Annotated in this window: 19 protein-coding genes and 1 pseudogene; 9 read left to right on the top strand and 11 right to left on the bottom strand. The window is 65.9% G+C overall.

The window, feature by feature from the left end; translation table 11 throughout:
- Positions 1-84: 84 nt before the first annotated feature.
- Positions 85-378: pseudogene (locus AC3WRR_RS29670) on the top strand (DUF1272 domain-containing protein); the annotation flags it as partial.
- 12 nt (positions 379-390) lie between these two features.
- Here the strand turns inward: AC3WRR_RS29670 and AC3WRR_RS29665 are convergent.
- Entirely contained in the window at positions 391-819 is a 429-nt protein-coding gene (locus tag AC3WRR_RS29665) for a phasin family protein (protein WP_010812825.1), read from the bottom strand.
- Positions 820-1,099: 280 nt separating this feature from the next.
- Between AC3WRR_RS29665 and AC3WRR_RS29660 the strand changes: the two genes are divergently transcribed.
- Positions 1,100-2,641 carry a methyl-accepting chemotaxis protein gene (locus tag AC3WRR_RS29660; protein WP_011617550.1) on the top strand — a complete coding sequence of 514 codons (1,542 nt, stop codon included), beginning with the start codon at positions 1,100-1,102 and terminating at the stop codon, positions 2,639-2,641.
- A 70-nt stretch (positions 2,642-2,711) separates the two neighbouring features.
- Here the strand turns inward: AC3WRR_RS29660 and AC3WRR_RS29655 are convergent, their stop codons facing one another.
- Positions 2,712-4,073 (bottom strand): esterase-like activity of phytase family protein, encoded by a 1,362-nt coding sequence (locus AC3WRR_RS29655; RefSeq protein WP_492298829.1) that lies wholly within the window; start codon positions 4,071-4,073, stop codon positions 2,712-2,714.
- A gap of 340 nt (positions 4,074-4,413) precedes the next feature.
- Here AC3WRR_RS29655 and AC3WRR_RS29650 point away from each other — a divergent pair, with 340 nt between their 5' ends.
- Positions 4,414-6,651, top strand: a complete 2,238-nt coding sequence (locus AC3WRR_RS29650) for an NADP-dependent isocitrate dehydrogenase (RefSeq protein ID WP_010812828.1) — start codon at positions 4,414-4,416, stop codon at positions 6,649-6,651.
- Between the two features lie 83 nt (positions 6,652-6,734).
- On the opposite strand, the gene AC3WRR_RS29645 is transcribed toward AC3WRR_RS29650, so the two are convergent.
- Positions 6,735-6,962 carry a hypothetical protein gene (locus AC3WRR_RS29645; RefSeq protein ID WP_010812829.1) on the bottom strand — a complete coding sequence of 76 codons (228 nt, stop codon included), beginning with the start codon at positions 6,960-6,962 and terminating at the stop codon, positions 6,735-6,737.
- 325 nt (positions 6,963-7,287) lie between these two features.
- Here AC3WRR_RS29645 and AC3WRR_RS29640 point away from each other — a divergent pair, with 325 nt between their 5' ends.
- The 4 genes from AC3WRR_RS29640 to AC3WRR_RS29625 all read left to right on the top strand — a co-directional run bounded on the left by AC3WRR_RS29640 (position 7,288) and on the right by AC3WRR_RS29625 (position 8,908).
- Positions 7,288-7,491, top strand: a complete 204-nt coding sequence (locus AC3WRR_RS29640; RefSeq protein WP_010812830.1) for a cold-shock protein — start codon at positions 7,288-7,290, stop codon at positions 7,489-7,491.
- A 178-nt stretch (positions 7,492-7,669) separates the two neighbouring features.
- On the top strand, positions 7,670-7,972 hold the full coding sequence (locus tag AC3WRR_RS29635) for a hypothetical protein (RefSeq protein ID WP_010812831.1): 303 nt from the start codon (positions 7,670-7,672) through the stop codon (positions 7,970-7,972).
- A gap of 140 nt (positions 7,973-8,112) precedes the next feature.
- Positions 8,113-8,439, top strand: a complete 327-nt coding sequence (locus AC3WRR_RS29630; RefSeq protein ID WP_010812832.1) for a hypothetical protein — start codon at positions 8,113-8,115, stop codon at positions 8,437-8,439.
- A 94-nt stretch (positions 8,440-8,533) separates the two neighbouring features.
- Complete coding sequence (locus AC3WRR_RS29625; protein ID WP_454749697.1) at positions 8,534-8,908, top strand: hypothetical protein; 375 nt, start codon at positions 8,534-8,536, stop codon at positions 8,906-8,908.
- Positions 8,909-8,937: 29 nt separating this feature from the next.
- On the opposite strand, the gene AC3WRR_RS29620 is transcribed toward AC3WRR_RS29625, so the two are convergent.
- The 4 genes from AC3WRR_RS29620 to AC3WRR_RS29605 all read right to left on the bottom strand — a co-directional run bounded on the left by AC3WRR_RS29620 (position 8,938) and on the right by AC3WRR_RS29605 (position 11,150).
- Complete coding sequence (locus AC3WRR_RS29620) at positions 8,938-9,192, bottom strand: hypothetical protein (protein WP_010812834.1); 255 nt, start codon at positions 9,190-9,192, stop codon at positions 8,938-8,940.
- A 77-nt stretch (positions 9,193-9,269) separates the two neighbouring features.
- The gene (gene infA / locus AC3WRR_RS29615) at positions 9,270-9,491 is read right to left on the bottom strand and encodes a translation initiation factor IF-1 (RefSeq protein WP_008646230.1); all 222 of its coding nucleotides are present in this window, start codon (positions 9,489-9,491) and stop codon (positions 9,270-9,272) included.
- 98 nt (positions 9,492-9,589) lie between these two features.
- Positions 9,590-9,814: a hypothetical protein gene (locus tag AC3WRR_RS29610; protein WP_037023361.1), complete on the bottom strand. Its 225-nt coding sequence runs from the start codon at positions 9,812-9,814 to the stop codon at positions 9,590-9,592.
- A 427-nt stretch (positions 9,815-10,241) separates the two neighbouring features.
- Positions 10,242-11,150 carry a LysR family transcriptional regulator gene (locus AC3WRR_RS29605; protein ID WP_454749696.1) on the bottom strand — a complete coding sequence of 303 codons (909 nt, stop codon included), beginning with the start codon at positions 11,148-11,150 and terminating at the stop codon, positions 10,242-10,244.
- A gap of 152 nt (positions 11,151-11,302) precedes the next feature.
- On the opposite strand from AC3WRR_RS29605, the gene AC3WRR_RS29600 reads away from it, so the two are divergent.
- Both AC3WRR_RS29600 and ycaC read left to right on the top strand, forming a co-directional pair.
- Positions 11,303-11,980, top strand: a complete 678-nt coding sequence (locus AC3WRR_RS29600) for an isochorismatase family protein (RefSeq protein WP_010812837.1) — start codon at positions 11,303-11,305, stop codon at positions 11,978-11,980.
- A 91-nt stretch (positions 11,981-12,071) separates the two neighbouring features.
- Positions 12,072-12,698, top strand: coding sequence for an isochorismate family cysteine hydrolase YcaC (gene ycaC / locus AC3WRR_RS29595; RefSeq protein ID WP_010812838.1), 627 nt, complete (start codon positions 12,072-12,074; stop codon positions 12,696-12,698).
- Positions 12,699-12,777: 79 nt separating this feature from the next.
- On the opposite strand, the gene AC3WRR_RS29590 is transcribed toward ycaC, so the two are convergent.
- From AC3WRR_RS29590 to AC3WRR_RS29575, 4 genes are all read right to left on the bottom strand, one after another.
- Positions 12,778-14,136, bottom strand: a complete 1,359-nt coding sequence (locus AC3WRR_RS29590) for an MFS transporter (RefSeq protein ID WP_492298826.1) — start codon at positions 14,134-14,136, stop codon at positions 12,778-12,780.
- Positions 14,137-14,182: 46 nt separating this feature from the next.
- Positions 14,183-15,787, bottom strand: a complete 1,605-nt coding sequence (locus tag AC3WRR_RS29585) for a benzoate-CoA ligase family protein (RefSeq protein ID WP_492298825.1) — start codon at positions 15,785-15,787, stop codon at positions 14,183-14,185.
- A gap of 85 nt (positions 15,788-15,872) precedes the next feature.
- Entirely contained in the window at positions 15,873-17,420 is a 1,548-nt protein-coding gene (locus AC3WRR_RS29580) for a 3,4-dehydroadipyl-CoA semialdehyde dehydrogenase (RefSeq protein WP_011617544.1), read from the bottom strand.
- A gap of 8 nt (positions 17,421-17,428) precedes the next feature.
- Positions 17,429-17,893 carry a DUF4863 family protein gene (locus AC3WRR_RS29575; protein ID WP_010812842.1) on the bottom strand — a complete coding sequence of 155 codons (465 nt, stop codon included), beginning with the start codon at positions 17,891-17,893 and terminating at the stop codon, positions 17,429-17,431.
- Positions 17,894-17,959 lie beyond the last annotated feature (66 nt).

The following is a 17,959-nucleotide window of genomic DNA, read 5'->3' as shown; positions in this document are numbered from 1 at the left end:
CCTTGGGACGTCCGGCGATGCCCAGAGACACGGTCGCGGCATTCATTTCCGTTGCCGAAAGATGGTTGATATAACGCCCGGAAACGACCGGGCTGCGAGCATTGCAACAAGCCCCTGCCACCCGCATCGACCGAAGCCCGCATCTGCTCGTACGAATGCACCTTCTGCGCAGACTGCGTGGATACGCTCCGCAATGTCTGCCCGAACTGCGGGGGCGGCTTCGTGCCGCGTCCGGTGCGCCCGGCACGCGACTGGAAGAACGGCAACTACCTCGGCAACGACCCGGCCAGCACCAGGGTCAAGCACCGGCCGGTGGACCTCGAGGTGCATGCCCGCTTTGCCGGGGTGATCGCCCCGGTCCCGCCCGAGCAGCGCTAGCGGTGGCCTGGGCTAGCCCTTGGATTTCGGCTTGAGCAACTCGCCAGCCTCCTTCACATTCTGCTCGGCGCGCTTGCTGATCACGGCCAGCGCTTCGGCCTGCGCCTTCTGCGCGGTTTCGGCCAGCGCGCGCATGTTCTCCAGTGCCTGGTGCAGCTGCTGCTGCACGAATTCGCTGTGCTTGGCCATGGCCTCGGCAGGATTGCCAGCGGTGCTGTACTGCTGAGCGGCCGCCTGCAGCTGCTGCATGGTCTGGGCGAAGATCTCCTGCTGCTTCTGCACCAGGGCCTGGATGCCCTCATAGGCCAGCTTGTTGGCCTCGGTCAGGGCCTCGATGTCCTTGCGGCGCGCTTCCATTACCGCGCTCATGTCCACGCCCGGCAGGCGGAACTGTTCCATCATCTTGGTGAAGTCTGCAAAGGGATTGGGAGGCGTGGCCATGCTGGGTCTCCTTCTGGAAGGACTGGCAGGGTGGCCGGCGGCGGGGATGGAGCGTGCCCTTCGGCCGGGTTCCTGTCCACTATAGCCGGTATCCGCACACTTCTGGCCGTCAATCGAGGAAGACCCTAAAGTTCCCGGACCCCATGCCGTTGGCATCCATAGCCCGCAAGTGCGTTGGCCCGACCGGGCCCGTCCGCGGACGATGAGAGCGAAGAACGCCGCGCCGGTCCCAGGCGCGGACCGGCACTTCGCCGTAACCAGTGCTAATCAGGTAGAAGACATGAAGAATCTAGGCATCGGGGTACGCCTCGGCATCGGCTTTGGGGTGGTATTGCTGCTTTCTGCGCTCATGACGGTATTCGGCATGATGCGCCTGCAACAGGTGGCTGAGCGCACGCACGCGATGATGCAGCAGCCGCTGACCAAGGAGCGGCTGGTCAGCGACTGGTACCGCCTCATGCACACCAGCGTGCGCCGCACCACGGCGGTGGCGCGCAGTGCCGACCCGTCGCTCGGCGCGTTCTTCGCGGCCGAGACCAAGGCGTCGATCGAAGGCATCGCCGCCTTGCGCGACAAGCTCCAGCCCATGCTCAGCTCGGCCGAGGAAAAGGCCGCATTCCAGAAGATCCTGAGCGTGCGCGACCCGTACAACAACGGCCGCGACAAGATCACCAAACTCAAGCAAGAGGGGCTGACCGAAGAGGCCAACCAGGTGCTGGAGAAAGAGTTCGTCCCGGCCGGCGACGCCTACCTGGGCGAGATCCAGAAGCTGCTCGACATCCAGCGCGCCAGCATCGACGCCACCGCGCGCGAGATCAACAGCATCTACGTCAACGCCCGCAACAGCCTGATCGGGCTCGGCGTGGTGGTGCTGGCGATCGGCATCGCGTTCTCGGTATGGCTGACGGCAGGCATCACGCGGCCGCTGCATCGCGCCGTGGCGGTGGCGCGCACCGTGGCGTCGGGCGACCTGACCAGCCGCATCGACGTCGACAGCCGCGATGAAACCGGACAGCTGCTGCAGGCACTGGCGGACATGAACGCCAATATCCTGCGCATCGTACGCCAGGTGCGCGCGGGCACCGAGTCGATCGTGTCCGGCACCAGCCAGATCGCGGCCGGCAACACCGACCTGTCGCAGCGCACGGAAGAACAGGCCTCGTCGCTGCAGCAGACCGCGGCCAGCATGGAAGAGCTGACCAGCATCGTGCGCCAGAACGCCGACAACGCGCGCCAGGCCAGCACGCTGGCGGTCAATGCCTCGGACATCGCCGAGAAGGGCGGCGACGCGGCGGGCAAGGTCGCCGAGACCATGGAGGAGATCAACGGCGCGTCGAGGAAGGTGGTCGACATCATCGCCGTGATTGAAGGCATCGCTTTCCAGACCAATATCCTGGCGCTCAATGCCGCGGTGGAAGCCGCGCGCGCCGGCGAACAGGGCCGCGGCTTCGCCGTGGTCGCGGGCGAGGTGCGCACGCTGGCGCAGCGCAGCGCTTCCGCAGCCAAGGAGATCAAGGCGCTGATCGGCGATTCGGTCGATCGCGTCGAGAAGGGTTCCATGCAGGTGACGCAGGCCGGCCAGACCATGGTGGAGATCGTTGCCGCTGTCAAGCGCGTGACCGACATCATGGGCGAGATCAGCGCGGCCTCGGCCGAGCAGAGCGCCGGGATCGAGCAGGTCAACCAGGCGGTGACGCAGATGGATACCGTGACGCAGCAGAACGCGGCGCTGGTGGAAGAGGCCGCTGCTGCAGCAGGCTCGCTGGAGGAGCAGGCGCAGCGGCTGAAGGAGGCGGTGTCGACGTTCAGGCTGGCGGCGTAAGCGTAGCCTGTTTGTTTTCTCCCCTCTCCCGCAAGCGGGAGAGGGGAGCACCCCCCATCACAGCAGACGCTCACCGCGCCTTCAGGAACTCCCCCACCTCCAGCAACACCAGTTCGTTGTCGTCCGCCTTGTTCGGCTCGCGGCTGCTGCTGAAGGGCAGGTTGTTGTCGTTGCCCACCACGATATGCGTGGCGTCGACCACGTCGACGTTCTCGATGGTGAAGAACGGGAACGCCAGCACGCCATCGGTCAACGGCTTGCGCGCAAGCTTGGCCGGGTCGGCAATGCGCAGCAGGTCGATATAGCCGATCTTGCGCAGCGGCCCGCCGGCGTTGGCATCGCTCAGCTCGACCTTGTACACGCGCTTGAACTTCGCCACATCGTCAAAGCAGTCCGGGCGCTTCTGCCCGGCCGGACAGGCCTTGTCCGGCGTGCCTTCGCCGTTGTCGCGCTCGATGATAAGGCCGGTGGTGGCATTGAACATGTTGAAGTCGCCGATGGCGTGGCTGGCGCCTTCCAGTACGTACTTCCAGTGGCGGCCGGTCCAGGCCTGCTGCCTGACATCAAACTCCAGCACGCGCAGGTAGGGCTTGCCGCCTTCGTTCTCGTAGCCCTTGGCGGCCTCGTCCCACAGCGCGCCTTCCAGCAGCGCGTACAGCTTGCTGCCATCGGGCGAGGACGCCATGCCCTCGAAGCCCTTGGAGCGCCGCACCTGGAACTTCACGCTGCCGTCTGGCGCACCGGGCGCGGTGACGGCGGGATGGTCGGGCGAGCGCACCACCTTGCCGTCGACCTTGGTGTCGAACACGGCCAGCACCTTGCCGTCCAGGTCCGCCTTGATCAGGAACGGGCCGAACTCGTCGCCGATCCAGATCGCGCCATCGGCGAACTGGAAGCTCTCCGTATCGAAATCCGACCCCGTCAGGTAGCGCTGCCTGGTGCCCTCGTGGACGATGCGGAACGGCACCTTCTGGTCCGGGTCGTGCAGGAAGATGGTCTTCAGGCGCTGCAGGCGGCCGCTGCCGAAGTCCACCTTGTAGTGGTTCAGGTACAGCATGAAGTCCGGCGAGTTGGCCTTGGCGCCGGCGCCGTTGTCGGTCAGCACCCAGAAGCTGCCGTCGGCCATGCGCTTGATGCCGGAATGCCCCTGTGCCGGCTGGCCGCGGAACGGCAGCGACACGCCGGTGGGGCGGCCATTGGACTTGCCTTCGACCGTGCCCGGCGTGTCCACGCGCTTCGCGGTGGTGAACTTGCCGCTGACCTGCAGGTCAGCAGGCGCGTCCTTCGGCACGGCAAGCAGGGTCTGGGCCGGCAGCATAGCGTGGCCTGCCAGCGTGGCGGGGTAGGCGGCAGGGGCCTGCGCCCACGCCTGCGCCGCGCCCAGGCAGCCCAGTGCGATGGCCGCCGGGGCCAGCAGCAAATGACGAGACATTGTGGTTTTCCTTGGCGTTGAAGAGGACAAAACCCTGCATTGTCGGCGCCGAGTTTGACAGAACTGTGATCCGTGGGGCGCACGGCCCCGGCATGTTGCGTCGCAGCGTAGATGCGATATGGGCACCGTGCCGGTGCAATCTGCGAACGATCATGCTGTGCGGGCGGGCCCAACGCGGCACCGGCATCCGGATTTCTGCCGATAGCCGCGCAAAAAGCAGTGGGTTTTCAGGCCCCTGAAAGCAAACTGAGGCAAAATTCTATTTTTCGCCTAGTATGCCGCCGCGCTGTGACCCAGCAGGCGGATGTCCTACCACCCGTTCGAGGATCTGAGAGAAGCAATGAGTACCCAGCAACCCACCATCATCTACACGCTGACCGACGAAGCTCCGCTGCTGGCGACCAGTGCGTTCCTCCCGATCATCCAGACCTTCACCAAGCCCGCCGGCATCAACGTCACCACCAGCGACATCTCGGTGGCGGGCCGTATCCTGGGCGAGTTCCCCGAATTCCTGACCGAAGCGCAGCGCGTGCCGGACAACCTGGCCGAGCTGGGCAAGCTGACCCAGCTGCCGGACACCAACATCATCAAGCTGCCGAACATCAGCGCCTCGGTGCACCAGCTGGTCAGCGCCATCCGCGAACTGCAGGGCAAGGGCTACAAGGTGCCGGACTATCCGGAAGATCCGAAGAACGACGAAGAAAAGGCAATCCAGAAGCGCTATTCCAAGTGCCTGGGCTCGGCCGTGAACCCGGTCCTGCGCGAAGGCAACTCCGACCGCCGCGCACCGGCAGCGGTCAAGAACTTCGCGCGCAAGCACCCGCACAGCATGGGCGAGTGGAGCATGGCCTCGCGCACGCACGTGGCGCACATGAAGCATGGCGACTTCTACCACGGCGAAAAGTCCATGACCCTGGACCGCGCGCGTGACGTCAAGATGGAGCTGGTCACCAAGAGCGGCAAGACCATCGTGCTCAAGCCCAAGGTCTCGCTGCTGGATGGCGAGATCATCGACAGCATGTTCATGAGCAAGAAGGCGCTGTGCGACTTCTATGAAGAGCAGTTCGAAGACGCGCGCAAGACCGGCGTGATGCTGTCGCTGCACGTCAAGGCGACCATGATGAAGGTGTCGCACCCGATCGTGTTCGGCCACGCCGTCAAGATCTTCTACAAGGAAGCCTTCGCCAAGCACGGCGCGCTGTTCGACGAACTGGGCGTGAACGTCAACAACGGCCTGGTCAACCTGTACGAGAAGATCGAGGCGCTGCCCAGCTCCAAGCGCGAAGAGATCATCCGCGACCTGCACGCCTGCCACGAGCATCGCCCGGAACTGGCGATGGTGGATTCGGCCAAGGGCATTTCCAACCTGCACGCGCCCAACGACGTGATCGTGGATGCCTCGATGCCGGCCATGATCCGCATCGGCGGCAAGATGTGGGGTGCCGACGGCCGTCCGAAGGACACCAAGGCCGTGATCCCGGAAAGCACTTTTGCCCGCATCTACCAGGAGATCATCAACTTCTGCAAGACCAACGGCAACTTCGACCCGACCACCATGGGCACCGTGCCCAACGTGGGCCTGATGGCGCAGAAGGCCGAAGAATACGGCTCGCACGACAAGACCTTTGAGATCGCCGAAGACGGCGTCGCCAACATCGTCGACCTGGCCACCGGTGAAGTGCTGCTGACGCAGGACGTCGAGCAGGGCGACATCTGGCGCATGTGCCAGGTCAAGGACGCGCCGATCCGCGACTGGGTCAAGCTGGCCGTGACGCGCGCGCGCAACTCGGGCATGCCGGCGGTGTTCTGGCTGGACCCGTACCGTCCGCACGAAGCCGAGCTGATCAAGAAGGTCGAGACCTACCTGAAGGACTACGACACCAATGGCCTGGACATCCAGATCATGTCGCAGGTGCGCGCCATGCGCTACACGCTGGAGCGCGTGATCCGCGGCCTGGACACCATCTCGGTGACCGGCAACATCCTGCGCGACTACCTGACCGACCTGTTCCCGATCATGGAACTGGGCACCAGCGCCAAGATGCTGTCGATCGTTCCGCTGATGGCCGGTGGCGGCATGTATGAGACCGGCGCCGGCGGTTCGGCTCCGAAGCATGTCAAGCAACTGGTGGAAGAAAACCACCTGCGCTGGGATTCGCTGGGCGAGTTCCTGGCGCTGGCGGTGTCGCTGGAAGACGTTGGCATCAAGACCGGCAATGCCAAGGCCAAGATCCTGGCCAGGACGCTGGATGCTGCCACCGGCAAGCTGCTGGACAACAACAAGAGCCCGTCGCCCAAGACCGGCCAGCTGGACAACCGCGGCAGCCAGTTCTACCTGGCGATGTACTGGGCGCAGGAACTGGCCGCCCAGTCGGAGGACGCCGAACTGGCCGCGAAGTTCGCGCCGCTGGCCAAGACGCTGACCGACAACGAGCAGAAGATCGTTGGCGAACTCGGCGCCGTGCAGGGCCAGCCGGTGGATATCGGCGGCTACTACATGCCGGAAGCCGACAAGCTCAGCGCCGCAATGCGCCCGAGCCAGACGCTGAACGCCGCGCTGTCGACCGTGACGGCCTGACCGGACTGGCCCGCTCGGCGGGCCGGCAGGTGTCGCAACCCCGGGTCCTGGCCCGGGGTTTTTCTTTTGCGCCGCGGAAGGCGTTATGGCTGCTGCGCTTCCATATGGATGTCCCACCCCTGTTCCGGGCCGCTCTTCTGGTCCCGGTAGGTCCAGAGCGCGCCGCAGTCCTGGCAGACGAAGCTGCTGATGGTGACGGCGGCGGAGCCGGCGGGCTTGATGCGTCGGGTGTCGGTGATGCGCAGTGCCGCGTGCCCGGGGGCGCCGCGCACGTGGCGTTCAATGGCCTGGCAGGCAGTGCAGAGTGTCATCCGTGTCTGTTCCGTTCGATCGGCCACTGTAGCATGCCGGCGCCTTCAGGGCCGGAAGTGGGAGGGGTACATGCCGCATACACAGGATTTCGCCCGGCGAGACCCTCAACCCGCACTTTCCCCGTGATTTGGGCCCGATCCGGTGAAGTTCGTTGACACGCCTGGGTGGGGCCTGTATAAGGATGAGTGCAGGATCTTTCAAGCAGCAACCTAGAAGTCCAGGTGCTTGCCCACACGGCGCCACTTTTTCTCCTTGTGTCTTCCTTGATCGTCATGCCTTGCCGGCGCTTTTGCCGGTGAGAAAAAACTTATTGAGGAATCCAACATGGAAACCGGTACCGTCAAGTGGTTCAACGATTCGAAGGGTTTTGGCTTCATTACGCCTGATGCAGGCGGCAACGACCTGTTCGCGCACTTCTCCGAAATCCAGGGCAACGGCTTCAAGTCGCTGCAAGAAGGCCAGAAGGTGCGTTACGTCGCTGGCGTCGGCCAAAAGGGCCCGGCCGCGACCAAGATCGAGCCGATCTGAATCGCACCGACCTGAGTTGAGCTGAGCGCCGAGGCGCCAGTCCAATGAAAAAAGCTCCGCCAACGCGGAGCTTTTTTATTTCCGTTGCCGCAATTCCCCGCAACCGTGAAATAAAGCCACTGCTGGCGCGGCAACAAGCGTAGAGTGGGGGCAGGATCACCAAACGGCGGAGGCTGCCATGGATATCTATCCGGCTGCAACTTACAAGGGCTACGACCTCTATCCCCTTGTGTACAAGCACGCCGCCGAGCGCGTGTGGCCCGAGCCGCGGCCGGACCGTTCCTTCGATGCTGCCGTGGTGATCTGCCTGGAAGGCGAGTCGCCCGAAGGCATGCAGGCGCGCACGTTCCGCCTGGACGCCGCACCGTGGGATAACGTCGGTGGCGCGCGACGCGGTGCGTTGCGCTATGCCGAGGCCATCATCAATGGCGCGGTGCCGGGGGTGTCGGTAATAGCGGCCGGCGCGCCGATGGCATCCTGAAGCTCCGACGACGGGCCCTGGCGCCGTGGTGCATTTGCGCCGCTGACGCCCGCGCCGGGCCATGGCTCATGCCGTGCGCGTGATCCAATGAGTTCAGCAATCCTTCCCATCAGCGCGGCACGATGCCGCATGGAGATGTCGTGAGCGACAGCAGTCCCAGCCGCAGTCCCGGCAACACTGTTCCCGGCAGTACGCCCTTTGCCAGCTACAAGGGTTTCGATCTGTATCCCCTGGTTTATCGCCATCGGCCTGAGCAGGCCTGGCCGCGCACCAAGCCCGACAACAGCTTCCTCGCGTCGATCGTGATTTGCCGCGAGGGCTATCGCCCTGGCAGCGACCATGCGCGCGTGTACCCCATGAGCGAGTCGCGCTGGGAGAACATCGGCTCGGCGCGCCGCGGCGCGCTGCAGTTCGGCGAAGACATCATCAATGGCCTGGTCGCCGGCGAATCCGTGACGTCGATCTAGGTATCCGGTTCCGTAGCGCGGCCTGGTCACAGGCCAAGTTGCGGAGCGGGGAAACAGGCGCGGCGCTATCCGTCAGACTGCAAGGAGTCCGTTCATGGACATGCGTTCGGGGTCATCAGGTTTTCTGTGCACGTTGCCCGGTGAGGGCAAAGGCATCACCTATCACGTTGCGGTCTGCTTTATCGATGCGGAGCGCCCCACCGGGGTGTTGTTTACCAGCTTCGTGGGTATGGGGCGGCGGTCGTTCGGCGTGCTGGCCGAGCCAGGGGCCCTGCAGGGCCAGCTTGCCGCCAGCGGCGAGGCGCTGTGCCGCCTGGCCATCGGCCAGGTGGTGCGCGACCAGCTGCACGACAAGGCGCGCGAGGGCGATGCGGTGCTGGACCTCGCCGCCGCGCCATGGGACGGCGAACTGAGGCCGGTCGGCGCGGGGCTCAGGACGGCCCGGCCGCATGTGCGCGTGCTTGGCTGAGGCCGCACGCAGTCGTCAAGCCAGGTCAGTCAGATCTGGAATACCGGGTCGCCGTGGCGCTCCAGCAGCGCTTCGATCAGCGCCATGTCGGTAATCTCGGGAGTACGGTCTTCAACCGCGCGCGACGGCCCGCAATAGGTGGCCGTTACGTGGCGCCTGACGGTCAGCACGCCGGAAGCGGGCGGTGCGACTTCAACCGCCTGCCACGGTGCATGCCGGTAACTGCCTGCCTGCCAGCCTTCGGGCGTCAGGTGCACGGCTTCCCATTCTTCGATGACGGACATGATCGGTTCTCCTTGATTGAGGGATGAATCGTTAGCGGGACGGCACGCGCCGGCGCGGCGCATGCCATGACGACGGCCTACGACTTGTGCCGGTAGTTGATGCGCCCCTTGGTGAGGTCATAGGGCGACATCTCCAGCGTGACGCGGTCGCCCGCCAGCACGCGGATGCGGTTCTTCTTCAGCCGCCCGGACGAATACGCCCAGACTTCGAAGCCGTTTTCCAGGATCACGCGGAAACGGTTGTCGGGCAGGACTTCCGACACCTTGCCGCCGAATTCGACCAGTTCTTCTTTTGCCAAGGAGGCTCCTTGCTGTAGCCGCGCCGCTTGTGCGCGAGCTGTTGTGACGGCCAACTGGACACCAACTGGCCGATGGGATGGGGCTTACGGTGCCTGGCTTACTGCTGGCGCAGGCGTGCTGCGGCGCGTTCGCCGGCACGGCGGGCGGACTGCCTGGCGCGGGCTTCAGAGCGGTGCGTGTCGTGGCGCATTGCCACGTTGGCGACGATGCGTTCGGCGCCATTGCGGTATTCCGCAATCATGTAGGTCGCGAACCAGAGGCCGGGTTCCTGCTGGATGGGATAGACGGAAACGGTGTAAGGGGTAGGGTTGACTCGATTCAATGTGATGCCTGTTCTGAGGCACGGCCGCAGGGGCGCGGAGCATCGTTCCGATGCAGGCGTCGCGCGGTGGCGGCCGTTCGCCGTTGCTGTAGGCCAGCGTCGGGCCCGCGCGGCTGCGCAGGCGTTGCATCTGGCGTGAAGTGGACCATGCCTGCGCAGGCCGATGCGCCAGGTACAGGAGCGATCGTTGCGGAGCGGACGTGCCGCTGGTCGGATAGGGTGGTGGGCCGTTCTGCATCGGCTGGCCCAAAGACGCATCGGGTGTACGCCCGATAAGCCGCCGCTAATGCTTTTGTGGGATTGTTTGCGGCTGGCGCACAGAGGTCGGGCGTTGCCGATCCGTGCATAGGATCCTGGATGATACCACTTCCGGGCCAATCCTGCCCGCGTGACGGGCAGTACCCCTGGCGCGGCCGCCTTGCGATGCCTAGAGTTCGCTGATCTGCGCGAAGCGCTGCGACAGGAAGTCGATCAGTTCACGCACCGAAGGCAGCAGCCCGCGCCGTGACGGGAACACGGCGTGGATCACGCCGCCCCTGACCGACCAGTCCGGCAGGACTTTTACCAGCCGGCCATCGTGCAGCTGGTCGGTCATCATCATGACCGGCAGCTGCACGATGCCGGCACCGGCCACGGCCGCGGTGCGCAGCATGATCATGTCGTCGGTGACCAGGCGGGGCTTGTGGTGCAGCTCGGCGCTGGCGCCATCGGGGCCGTATAGCGACCAGGTGTGCGAGGGGCGCGGCGGCCCCAGGTCCAGCGTTGGCAGCGCGTTGAGGTCCGCGGGTGCCAGCAGCGGCCCATGGCCGGCCAGCAGCGTCGGGCTGGCCACGAAGCACCAGGCGCGCTCGGCCAGCACGCGCATCACCAGGTCGCTGTCTTCCAGTGGCGGCACGCGCACGCGGATGGCCAGGTCGATCCCCTCCGCCACCACATCCACGCGCCGGTTGGTGGCTTCCAGGTGCACGATGACCTTGGGGTTGGCCGCCATGAAATCCGCAATCATGTCGCCCACCCGTGCGTGCAGCAGCGCCACCGGGCAGCTCATGCGCACCAGGCCGCTGGGTTCGGCGCGGGTTTGCTCGATCGCGCTCTCGGCCGCTTCGGCCTCGACCAGCATGGCCTTGCAATGGGCGTAGTACGTCTGCCCCAGTTCTGTCACGGAGAAGCGCCGCGTCGAGCGCTGGATCAGGCGCACGCCCAGGCGTTCTTCCAGCATCGCCACGCGCCGGCTCAGCTTGGACTTGGGTATGCCGAGCACGCGCCCGGCGGGCGCAAAGCCCTGGTGATCGACTACCTGCGCGAAGTAATACAGGTCATTCAGGTCGGGATGCAAGCGGGCGGCTCCTGTCGTCCTGCCAGTAGGACGCTGAGGGCAGATTTTCCATCCTAGCGATGCGATTTGCCAAGACCTATGCTTTGGCCACACGGTCGGCTTGGGGATTGCCCGGAGTCGCCGGTTTCGCCAACCGCATAGGAGAAAGCCAAATGACCACACCCGCGAATTTCAACGGCAAGCGTCCGGTATTGGATCCCGCCGATACGGCCATGCTGCTGATCGACCACCAGAGTGGCCTGTTCCAGACCGTTGGCGACATGCCGATGCCTGAGCTGCGCGCCCGTGCGGCCGCGCTGGCCAAGATGGCGACGCTGTGCAAGCTGCCCGTGATCACGACGGCATCCGTGCCGCAAGGCCCGAACGGCCCGCTGATCCCGGAAATCCACGAAAACGCCCCCCATGCCAAATACGTCGCGCGCAAGGGCGAGATCAACGCCTGGGACAACCCCGACTTCGTCGCCGCGGTGCGTGAGACCGGCAAGAAGACCCTGATCATCGCCGGCACCATCACCAGCGTGTGCATGGCATTCCCGTCGATCAGCGCGGTGGCTGACGGCTACAAGGTGTTCGCGGTGATCGATGCGTCGGGCACGTATTCCAAGATGGCGCAGGAAATCACCCTGGCGCGCGTCGTCCAGGCCGGCGTGGTGCCGATGGATACCGCCGCCGTGGCCTCGGAGCTGCAGCAGAGCTGGAACCGTCCGGACGCGCAGGAATGGGCCGAGGTCTACACGCAGATCTTCCCGGCCTACCGCCTGCTGATTGAAAGCTATCTCAAGGCGCAGGACGTCGAGAAGAAGCACGAGGTGCTGGACTCCCAGCGCTGACGCCTTGCCGGTAACGCACGGCATACCCAGGGGTACGCACGCGTGGCTCAAGCCAAGCGTACGTACCTTTTTTTGTTGACAGGAGCACACCATGAGCAAGCCCTACAAGCGCCTTGACAAGAGCCAGGCCGCAGTCCTGATGGTCGATCACCAGGCCGGCCTGCTGTCGCTCGTGCGGGATATCGAGCCCGACAAGTTCAAGAACAATGTGCTGGCACTGGCCGACCTGGCCAAGTACTTCAAGCTGCCGACCGTGCTGACCACCAGCTTCGAGGATGGTCCCAACGGACCGCTGGTGCCTGAGCTCAAGGCCATGTTCCCTGACGCGCCGTTCATTCCGCGCCCGGGCCAGATCAACGCCTGGGATAACGAGGACTTTGTTGCCGCGGTGCGTGCCACCGGCAAGAAGCAGCTGCTGATCGCCGGCGTGGTCACCGAAGTGTGCGTGGCCTTCCCGGCGTTGTCGGCGATCGAAGAGGGTTTCGAAGTCTTTGTCGTGACCGATGCCTCGGGCACCTTCAATGAAATCACGCGCGATTCGGCCTGGCAGCGGATGTCGGATGCTGGCGCGCAACTGATGACGTGGTTCGGTGTGGCTTGCGAACTGCACCGCGACTGGCGCAACGACATCGAGGGTCTGGGCACGCTGTTCTCGAACCATATTCCGGATTACCGGAATTTGATTACGGCGTACACGACGGTGAAGGGCAGCAAGTAAGCTACGTCCTTCAGCGCTGCCGGTTCGCTCCCTCTCCCGCAAGCGGGAGAGGGAGCGAACAACTGGCGGTTGACTTCTCTCAGGCCTCCTTCACAGTTCCTCGCACCGGCGCCGCAGCGACTTCCGCCTGCGCCGACGCCGACCTCCGGTGGTTGATCATCGACACCGCCCCCACTGCAATCACCGCCGGAATCGCCATCGCCATGAAGTTCTGCTGCAACGGCAACGACATCCCAACCAGCACGCCGATCACGATCGGTGCCAGGATGGCGCCGCTGCGTCCCACGCCGGACGCCCAGCCGATGCCGGTGCCGCGCACCGCCATCGGATAGAACTGGCCCGCATAGGCATAGGTGACGATCTGCGTGCCGATGGTGGAAGCACCTGCCAGGCCCACCACGACGAACAGCGCTGCGCTGGGCATCGGGTAGCCCAGCAGCGTGATCGACACTGCCGCCAGCGTGTACATGCCGATCAGCACATGCTTGATCGGCAAGCGGTCGGCCAGCCAGCCGCCGCCGATGGCGCCGAGCATGGCGCCGAAGTTCAGCACCAGCACGAAAGTCAGCGCCGAGCCCAGGCTGTAGCCTGCGCCGGCCATCAGCTTGGTCAGCCACGAGCTGAGCGCGTACACCATGAACAGGCACATGAAGAACGCCACCCAGAACATCACCGTGCTGAAGCCGCGGCCGTCCTGGAACAGGCGGCGGATCGGCGCGCTGCCGGCCTTGTCGTCCGCAGCCAGCGTAAGGACGTCGCCGGCTTGCGCGCGATGCGACGGCACCAGGCGCGATACCACGGATTGCAGAGCGTCGGTCTGGCCGGTGCGGAGCAGGTAGGGCATCGACTCCGGCAGCGAGCGCAGCACCAGCGGGACCAGCAGCACCGGCAGGCCGGCGGCGAGGAACACCGACTGCCAGCCATAGCTTTCGATCAGTCCCTTGCCCAGCAGCGCGGCCAGCATGCCGCCCACCGAATAACCGCTGAACATCAGCGTCACCAGCGTGCCGCGCAGCTTGCGCGGCGAGTACTCGGTCATCTGCGCCACCACGTTGGGCATCACGCCGCCGATGCCCAGGCCCGCCAGGAAGCGCGTGACGCTGAACGTCACCGGGTCGCTGGTAAAGCCCGCCGCCGCGGTGAAGACACTGAACAGCACGATGCAGATGGCGATGGCGCGCCTGCGGCCGATGCGGTCGGCCACGGTGCCGAGGAAGATCGCGCCGAACATCATGCCGAACAGCGCCGAGCTGACCATGAAGCCGGCGCTGGTTGCGGTCACGCCCATCTCTTTCATGATCGACGGCAGGGCGATGCCGGCCACGGCCAGGTCGTAGCCGTCGAAGATGATGATCAGCGCGCACCAGAACAGGATGAGCGCATGGAAGCGGTTGAAGCGGGCCTCGTCGGCCAGCTTGTGGACATCGATCTGACGCATGGTTTGTCTCCGGTATGGTGGTATGACGGGCGGGCGGCGTTGCCGCTCACGCCGCCGCGACGGCGCGCTCTGCGGCGGCCTTCAGTTCGCGTTCGCGCAGCATGAAGCGCTGGATCTTGCCGGTGGCGGTCTTGGGCAGCGTATCGACGAACTCGATCGCGCGCGGGTACTTGTAGGCGGCCAGCCGCTCCTTGACGAAGGCCTTCAGTTCGCCGTCGCCAAGCTGCGCGCCCGCCTTCAGCACCACGAAGGCCTTGGTCTTGACCAGTCCTTCATGGTCGGGTACGCCGATCACCGCGGCCTCCAGCACTGCCGGGTGCTGCACCAGCGTGGCCTCGACCTCGAACGGCGAAACGTAGATGCCGCTGACCTTGAGCATGTCGTCGCTGCGCCCGGCGTAGCTGTAGGTGCCATCCGGGTTGTGCACGTATTTGTCGCCGCTCTTGGTCCAGCCGCCGCGGAAGGTCTCGCGCGACTTCTCGCGGTTGGCCCAGTACATCAGCGCGGCGCTGGGGCCCTGGATATAGAGGTCGCCGATCTCGCCGTCGGGCACCGGGCGTCCTTCTTCGTCGCGCAGCTCGATGGCGTAGCCCGGCACCGGCCAGCCGGTGGTGCCGTAGCGCACCTGGCCGGGGCGGTTGGACAGGAAGATATGCAGCATCTCGGTGGAGCCGATGCCGTCGATGATCTCGCAGCCGAAATGCGCGGTGAAGCGCTGGCCGATATCGGCGGGCAGGGCCTCGCCGGCGGACGAGCACAGCCGCAGCGCGACCTCGGCGCGCTGCGGCAGCGCCGGCGAGGCGAGCATGCCGGCGTATCCTGTCGGCGCACCGAAGAACACCGTTGGCCGGTGTTGCAGCCAGCGGCGGAAGGTGGCCTCGGGTGTGGGCCGCTCGGCCATCAGCACCACGGTGGCGCCCACGCTGAGCGGGAAGCTGAGGCCGTTGCCCAGCCCGTAGGCGAAATACAGCTTGGCCGCAGAGAAGCAGACGTCCTGCTCCTGCAAGCCGAGCACCGGGCCTGCATAGAGCGCCGCGGTCCAGTACGGGTTGCCGTGGCTGTGCACCACGCCCTTGGGCTGGCCGGTCGAGCCGGACGAGTAGAGCCAGAAGCCGGGATCGTCGCAACTGGTGGCGGCAGGCGCCTGCAACGGCGTTTGCGCGGCAAGCAGCGCATCCAGCGCCGTCATGCCATCGGGCAGAGGCTCATGCGCACGGGACACGAACATTTGCCTGACTTCATGCCCCGGACGGGCCAGCGCCTCCTGCAGCACGGGCAGCAGCGCGGCCGACACCAGCACAGCCTGCGCGCGGCTGTGCTGCAGCATATAGCTGTAGTCGTCGGCGGTCAGCAGCGTGTTGACGGCCACCGGGACGATGCCGGCGTACATCGCGCCCAGGAAGCAGACCGGCCAGTCGCTGCAGTCGTGCATCAGCAGCAGCACGCGTTCCTCGCGGCGGATGCCGGCGCCGAGCAGCGCCGCGGCCAGGCGCCGCACCTGCTGCGCCAGTTCGCCGTAGGTGAGCTGGCCGTCGTCATCGATATAGGCGACCTTGCCGGCGCGCCCGGCATTGCAGCCGAGCAGGTGCCCGGCAAAGTTGAAGGACGTGCCGGGTGGCCGGACGGGTGGTTCTGCGGGTGTGGCGGTCATGGGTGTCTCCCCGTTGCTGGTGTACGGTGTGCCGCGCGCCGCCATGCGGACGTGGCGGCGCGGTGAAGCGGGTTGGCTTGAACGGTCAGGCGAGTTCGTCGAGCACCGCGGTACTGGCCTGAATGGCGCTGCGCCGGTGATAGAAGTGCAGGGCGCGCAGTCCGCCCAGTTCCTCGCCGCCGCCGGCGCGGCCGGGGCCGCCATGCAGCGATTGCGGCATGACGTTGCCGTGGCCGGTGTGCAGCTGCGCCACGTCGGGCGAGATCACATGCACGCGGCCATGGCTGTCGGCCAGCTCGACGGCGGCCGCACCGAGCGCGGCCGCGTCGCTGCCATAGAGCGATGCCACCAGCGAGCCCTGTCCACGGCGCACGAGTGCCAGTGCGTGGGCGGTATCCCGATAGGGCAGCAGCGTGGCCACCGGGCCGAACACTTCGGTGTCGTGCACCGCGGCGGCGGCGTCCGCATCGGCCACGCCCAGCAGCGTCGGGCCGATGCAGCAGGCCACGGCCGGATCGGCATCGACCAGCGCCTGCTGCGTGCCGTCATGCAGCACCTGTGCGTGCTTGCGCAGGGTTGCCAGCCCGTCTTGCACGGCGTTGAACTGCGCACGGCTGACCAGCGCACCCATGCGCACCGTATCGTTGCGCGGGTTGCCCACGGTCACTTTCGACAGCCGTGCGCCGATCGCCTCGGCGGCCAGGCCATACAGCGCTTCAGGCACGAACACGCGCCGGATCGCGGTGCATTTCTGGCCGGACTTGACCGTCATCTCGCGCACGACTTCCTTCGCCAGCAGGTCGAAGGCGGCGGTATCGGGGCCGTCCTGCGGCAGCAGCACGGCGGAATTGATGCTGTCCGCTTCGATATTCACGCGAACAGAGCGTTGCGCGATGGCGGGATGCGAGCGGATCACCGCGGCCGTATCGGCCGAACCGGTGAACGACACCACGTCAAAGGGCTGCAACTGGTCCAGCAGGCCGGCCGAGCTGCCGCACACCACCGACAACGCGCCGGCCGGCAGCGCCCCGGCCTCGACCACGTCGCGCACCATGCGCTGGGTCAGCCAGGCGGTGGCGGTAGCGGGTTTGACGATCACCGGCACGCCGGCCAGCAATGCCGGCGCCGCCTTCTCCCACAATCCCCAGCTCGGGAAGTTGAAGGCATTGATAAACAGCGCCACGCCGCGCGTCGGTACCAGCACGTGCTGCGACTGGAACAACGGGTCCTTGCCCAGCCGCACGGCCTCGCCATCCGGCAGGTAGTGCCGGTCGCCGAGCGTATCGCCCAGCCTGGCGTAGGTGCCCAGCGTGAAGATGCCGCCGTCGATGTCGACCGCGGAGTCGTTCCTGACGGTGCCGCTGTTGGCCGTGGCGATGTCGTAATAGGCATCGCGATTGGCCTGCAGCACCTTGACGATGTCAGCCAGCAACGCGGCACGCTGGCGATAGGTCAGCGCGCGCAGGGCCGCGCCGCCCTGTTCGCGGGCAAAGGCGAAGCCGGCAGCGAGGTCCAGCCCGGTGGCGTCAACGCGCACCAGTTCGTCGCCCAGCACCGGATCGAACAAGGGCGTGCCGGCACCGCTGCCGGCCTGCCACTTGCCGCCGAGGTAGTTGGATAGCAATTCAGTCATCGGGAATCTCAGCGCGTGAAGTCGATGCGGCCTTCCGGCAGCAGGTAGAGCACCAGCGCGCGGCCGTTGCTGACGGTGGGGCGGTGGGCGCTGCCCGGCGGGCATACCAGCCAGCCGGCGGGGCGGCCGTCGAACTGCGCGTCGCCCTCGAGCGGCATGATCAGGTCGATCTCGCCGTTGGGATGGGTGTGATGCGGGCCGGCAATGTCCTGCATCTCGACCACGTCGACGGAAAAGCCGTGCAGGTCGTCGGCCGGCTTGAAGATGCGGCCGTAGCGGATGCCGCCGCCTTCGCGGTCGCACAGCCAGCCTTCGGCCACGCCGGCCTGGCAGGCGTCCTTAAGTTGCTGGTAGGTGGGGCTGCCGGCGCCGTGCTCGGCATTGAGCCAGGCATCGAGTGCGGCATCCAGCGGACGGCCTGCCAGTTGCGCGGTGAACTGCGCGATCTGGCTGCGGAATTCTGTGGGGGACATAGTGGGGGGCTCCGTCTGGTTCGCCAGTTGCCATCACTGGCTTCATGCATTATTGTGCATGTATGA

It is taken from the genome of Cupriavidus sp. FW305-3-2-15-C-LB2 (genome assembly GCF_058787575.1).
Note: the sequence above shows the minus strand (reverse complement) of the source record. Positions and strands in the feature narration are given on the sequence as shown.

Bases quoted from the DNA above. Each gene is read 5' to 3' on its own strand.
- AC3WRR_RS29655 (WP_492298829.1), bottom strand. From the start codon at position 4,073: ATGTCTCGTCATTTGCTGCTGGCCCCGGCGGCCATCGCACTGGGCTGC.
- AC3WRR_RS29590 (WP_492298826.1), bottom strand. From the start codon at position 14,136: ATGCGTCAGATCGATGTCCACAAGCTGGCCGACGAGGCCCGCTTCAAC.
- AC3WRR_RS29635 (WP_010812831.1), top strand. From the start codon at position 7,670: ATGGATATCTATCCGGCTGCAACTTACAAGGGCTACGACCTCTATCCC.
- AC3WRR_RS29640 (WP_010812830.1), top strand. From the start codon at position 7,288: ATGGAAACCGGTACCGTCAAGTGGTTCAACGATTCGAAGGGTTTTGGC.
- AC3WRR_RS29580 (WP_011617544.1), bottom strand. From the start codon at position 17,420: ATGACTGAATTGCTATCCAACTACCTCGGCGGCAAGTGGCAGGCCGGC.
- AC3WRR_RS29665 (WP_010812825.1), bottom strand. From the start codon at position 819: ATGGCCACGCCTCCCAATCCCTTTGCAGACTTCACCAAGATGATGGAA.
- AC3WRR_RS29585 (WP_492298825.1), bottom strand. From the start codon at position 15,787: ATGACCGCCACACCCGCAGAACCACCCGTCCGGCCACCCGGCACGTCC.
- AC3WRR_RS29620 (WP_010812834.1), bottom strand. From the start codon at position 9,192: ATGTCCGTCATCGAAGAATGGGAAGCCGTGCACCTGACGCCCGAAGGC.
- AC3WRR_RS29575 (WP_010812842.1), bottom strand. From the start codon at position 17,893: ATGTCCCCCACAGAATTCCGCAGCCAGATCGCGCAGTTCACCGCGCAA.
- AC3WRR_RS29660 (WP_011617550.1), top strand. From the start codon at position 1,100: ATGAAGAATCTAGGCATCGGGGTACGCCTCGGCATCGGCTTTGGGGTG.
- AC3WRR_RS29600 (WP_010812837.1), top strand. From the start codon at position 11,303: ATGACCACACCCGCGAATTTCAACGGCAAGCGTCCGGTATTGGATCCC.
- AC3WRR_RS29625 (WP_454749697.1), top strand. From the start codon at position 8,534: ATGGACATGCGTTCGGGGTCATCAGGTTTTCTGTGCACGTTGCCCGGT.
- ycaC (WP_010812838.1), top strand. From the start codon at position 12,072: ATGAGCAAGCCCTACAAGCGCCTTGACAAGAGCCAGGCCGCAGTCCTG.
- AC3WRR_RS29645 (WP_010812829.1), bottom strand. From the start codon at position 6,962: ATGACACTCTGCACTGCCTGCCAGGCCATTGAACGCCACGTGCGCGGC.
- AC3WRR_RS29650 (WP_010812828.1), top strand. From the start codon at position 4,414: ATGAGTACCCAGCAACCCACCATCATCTACACGCTGACCGACGAAGCT.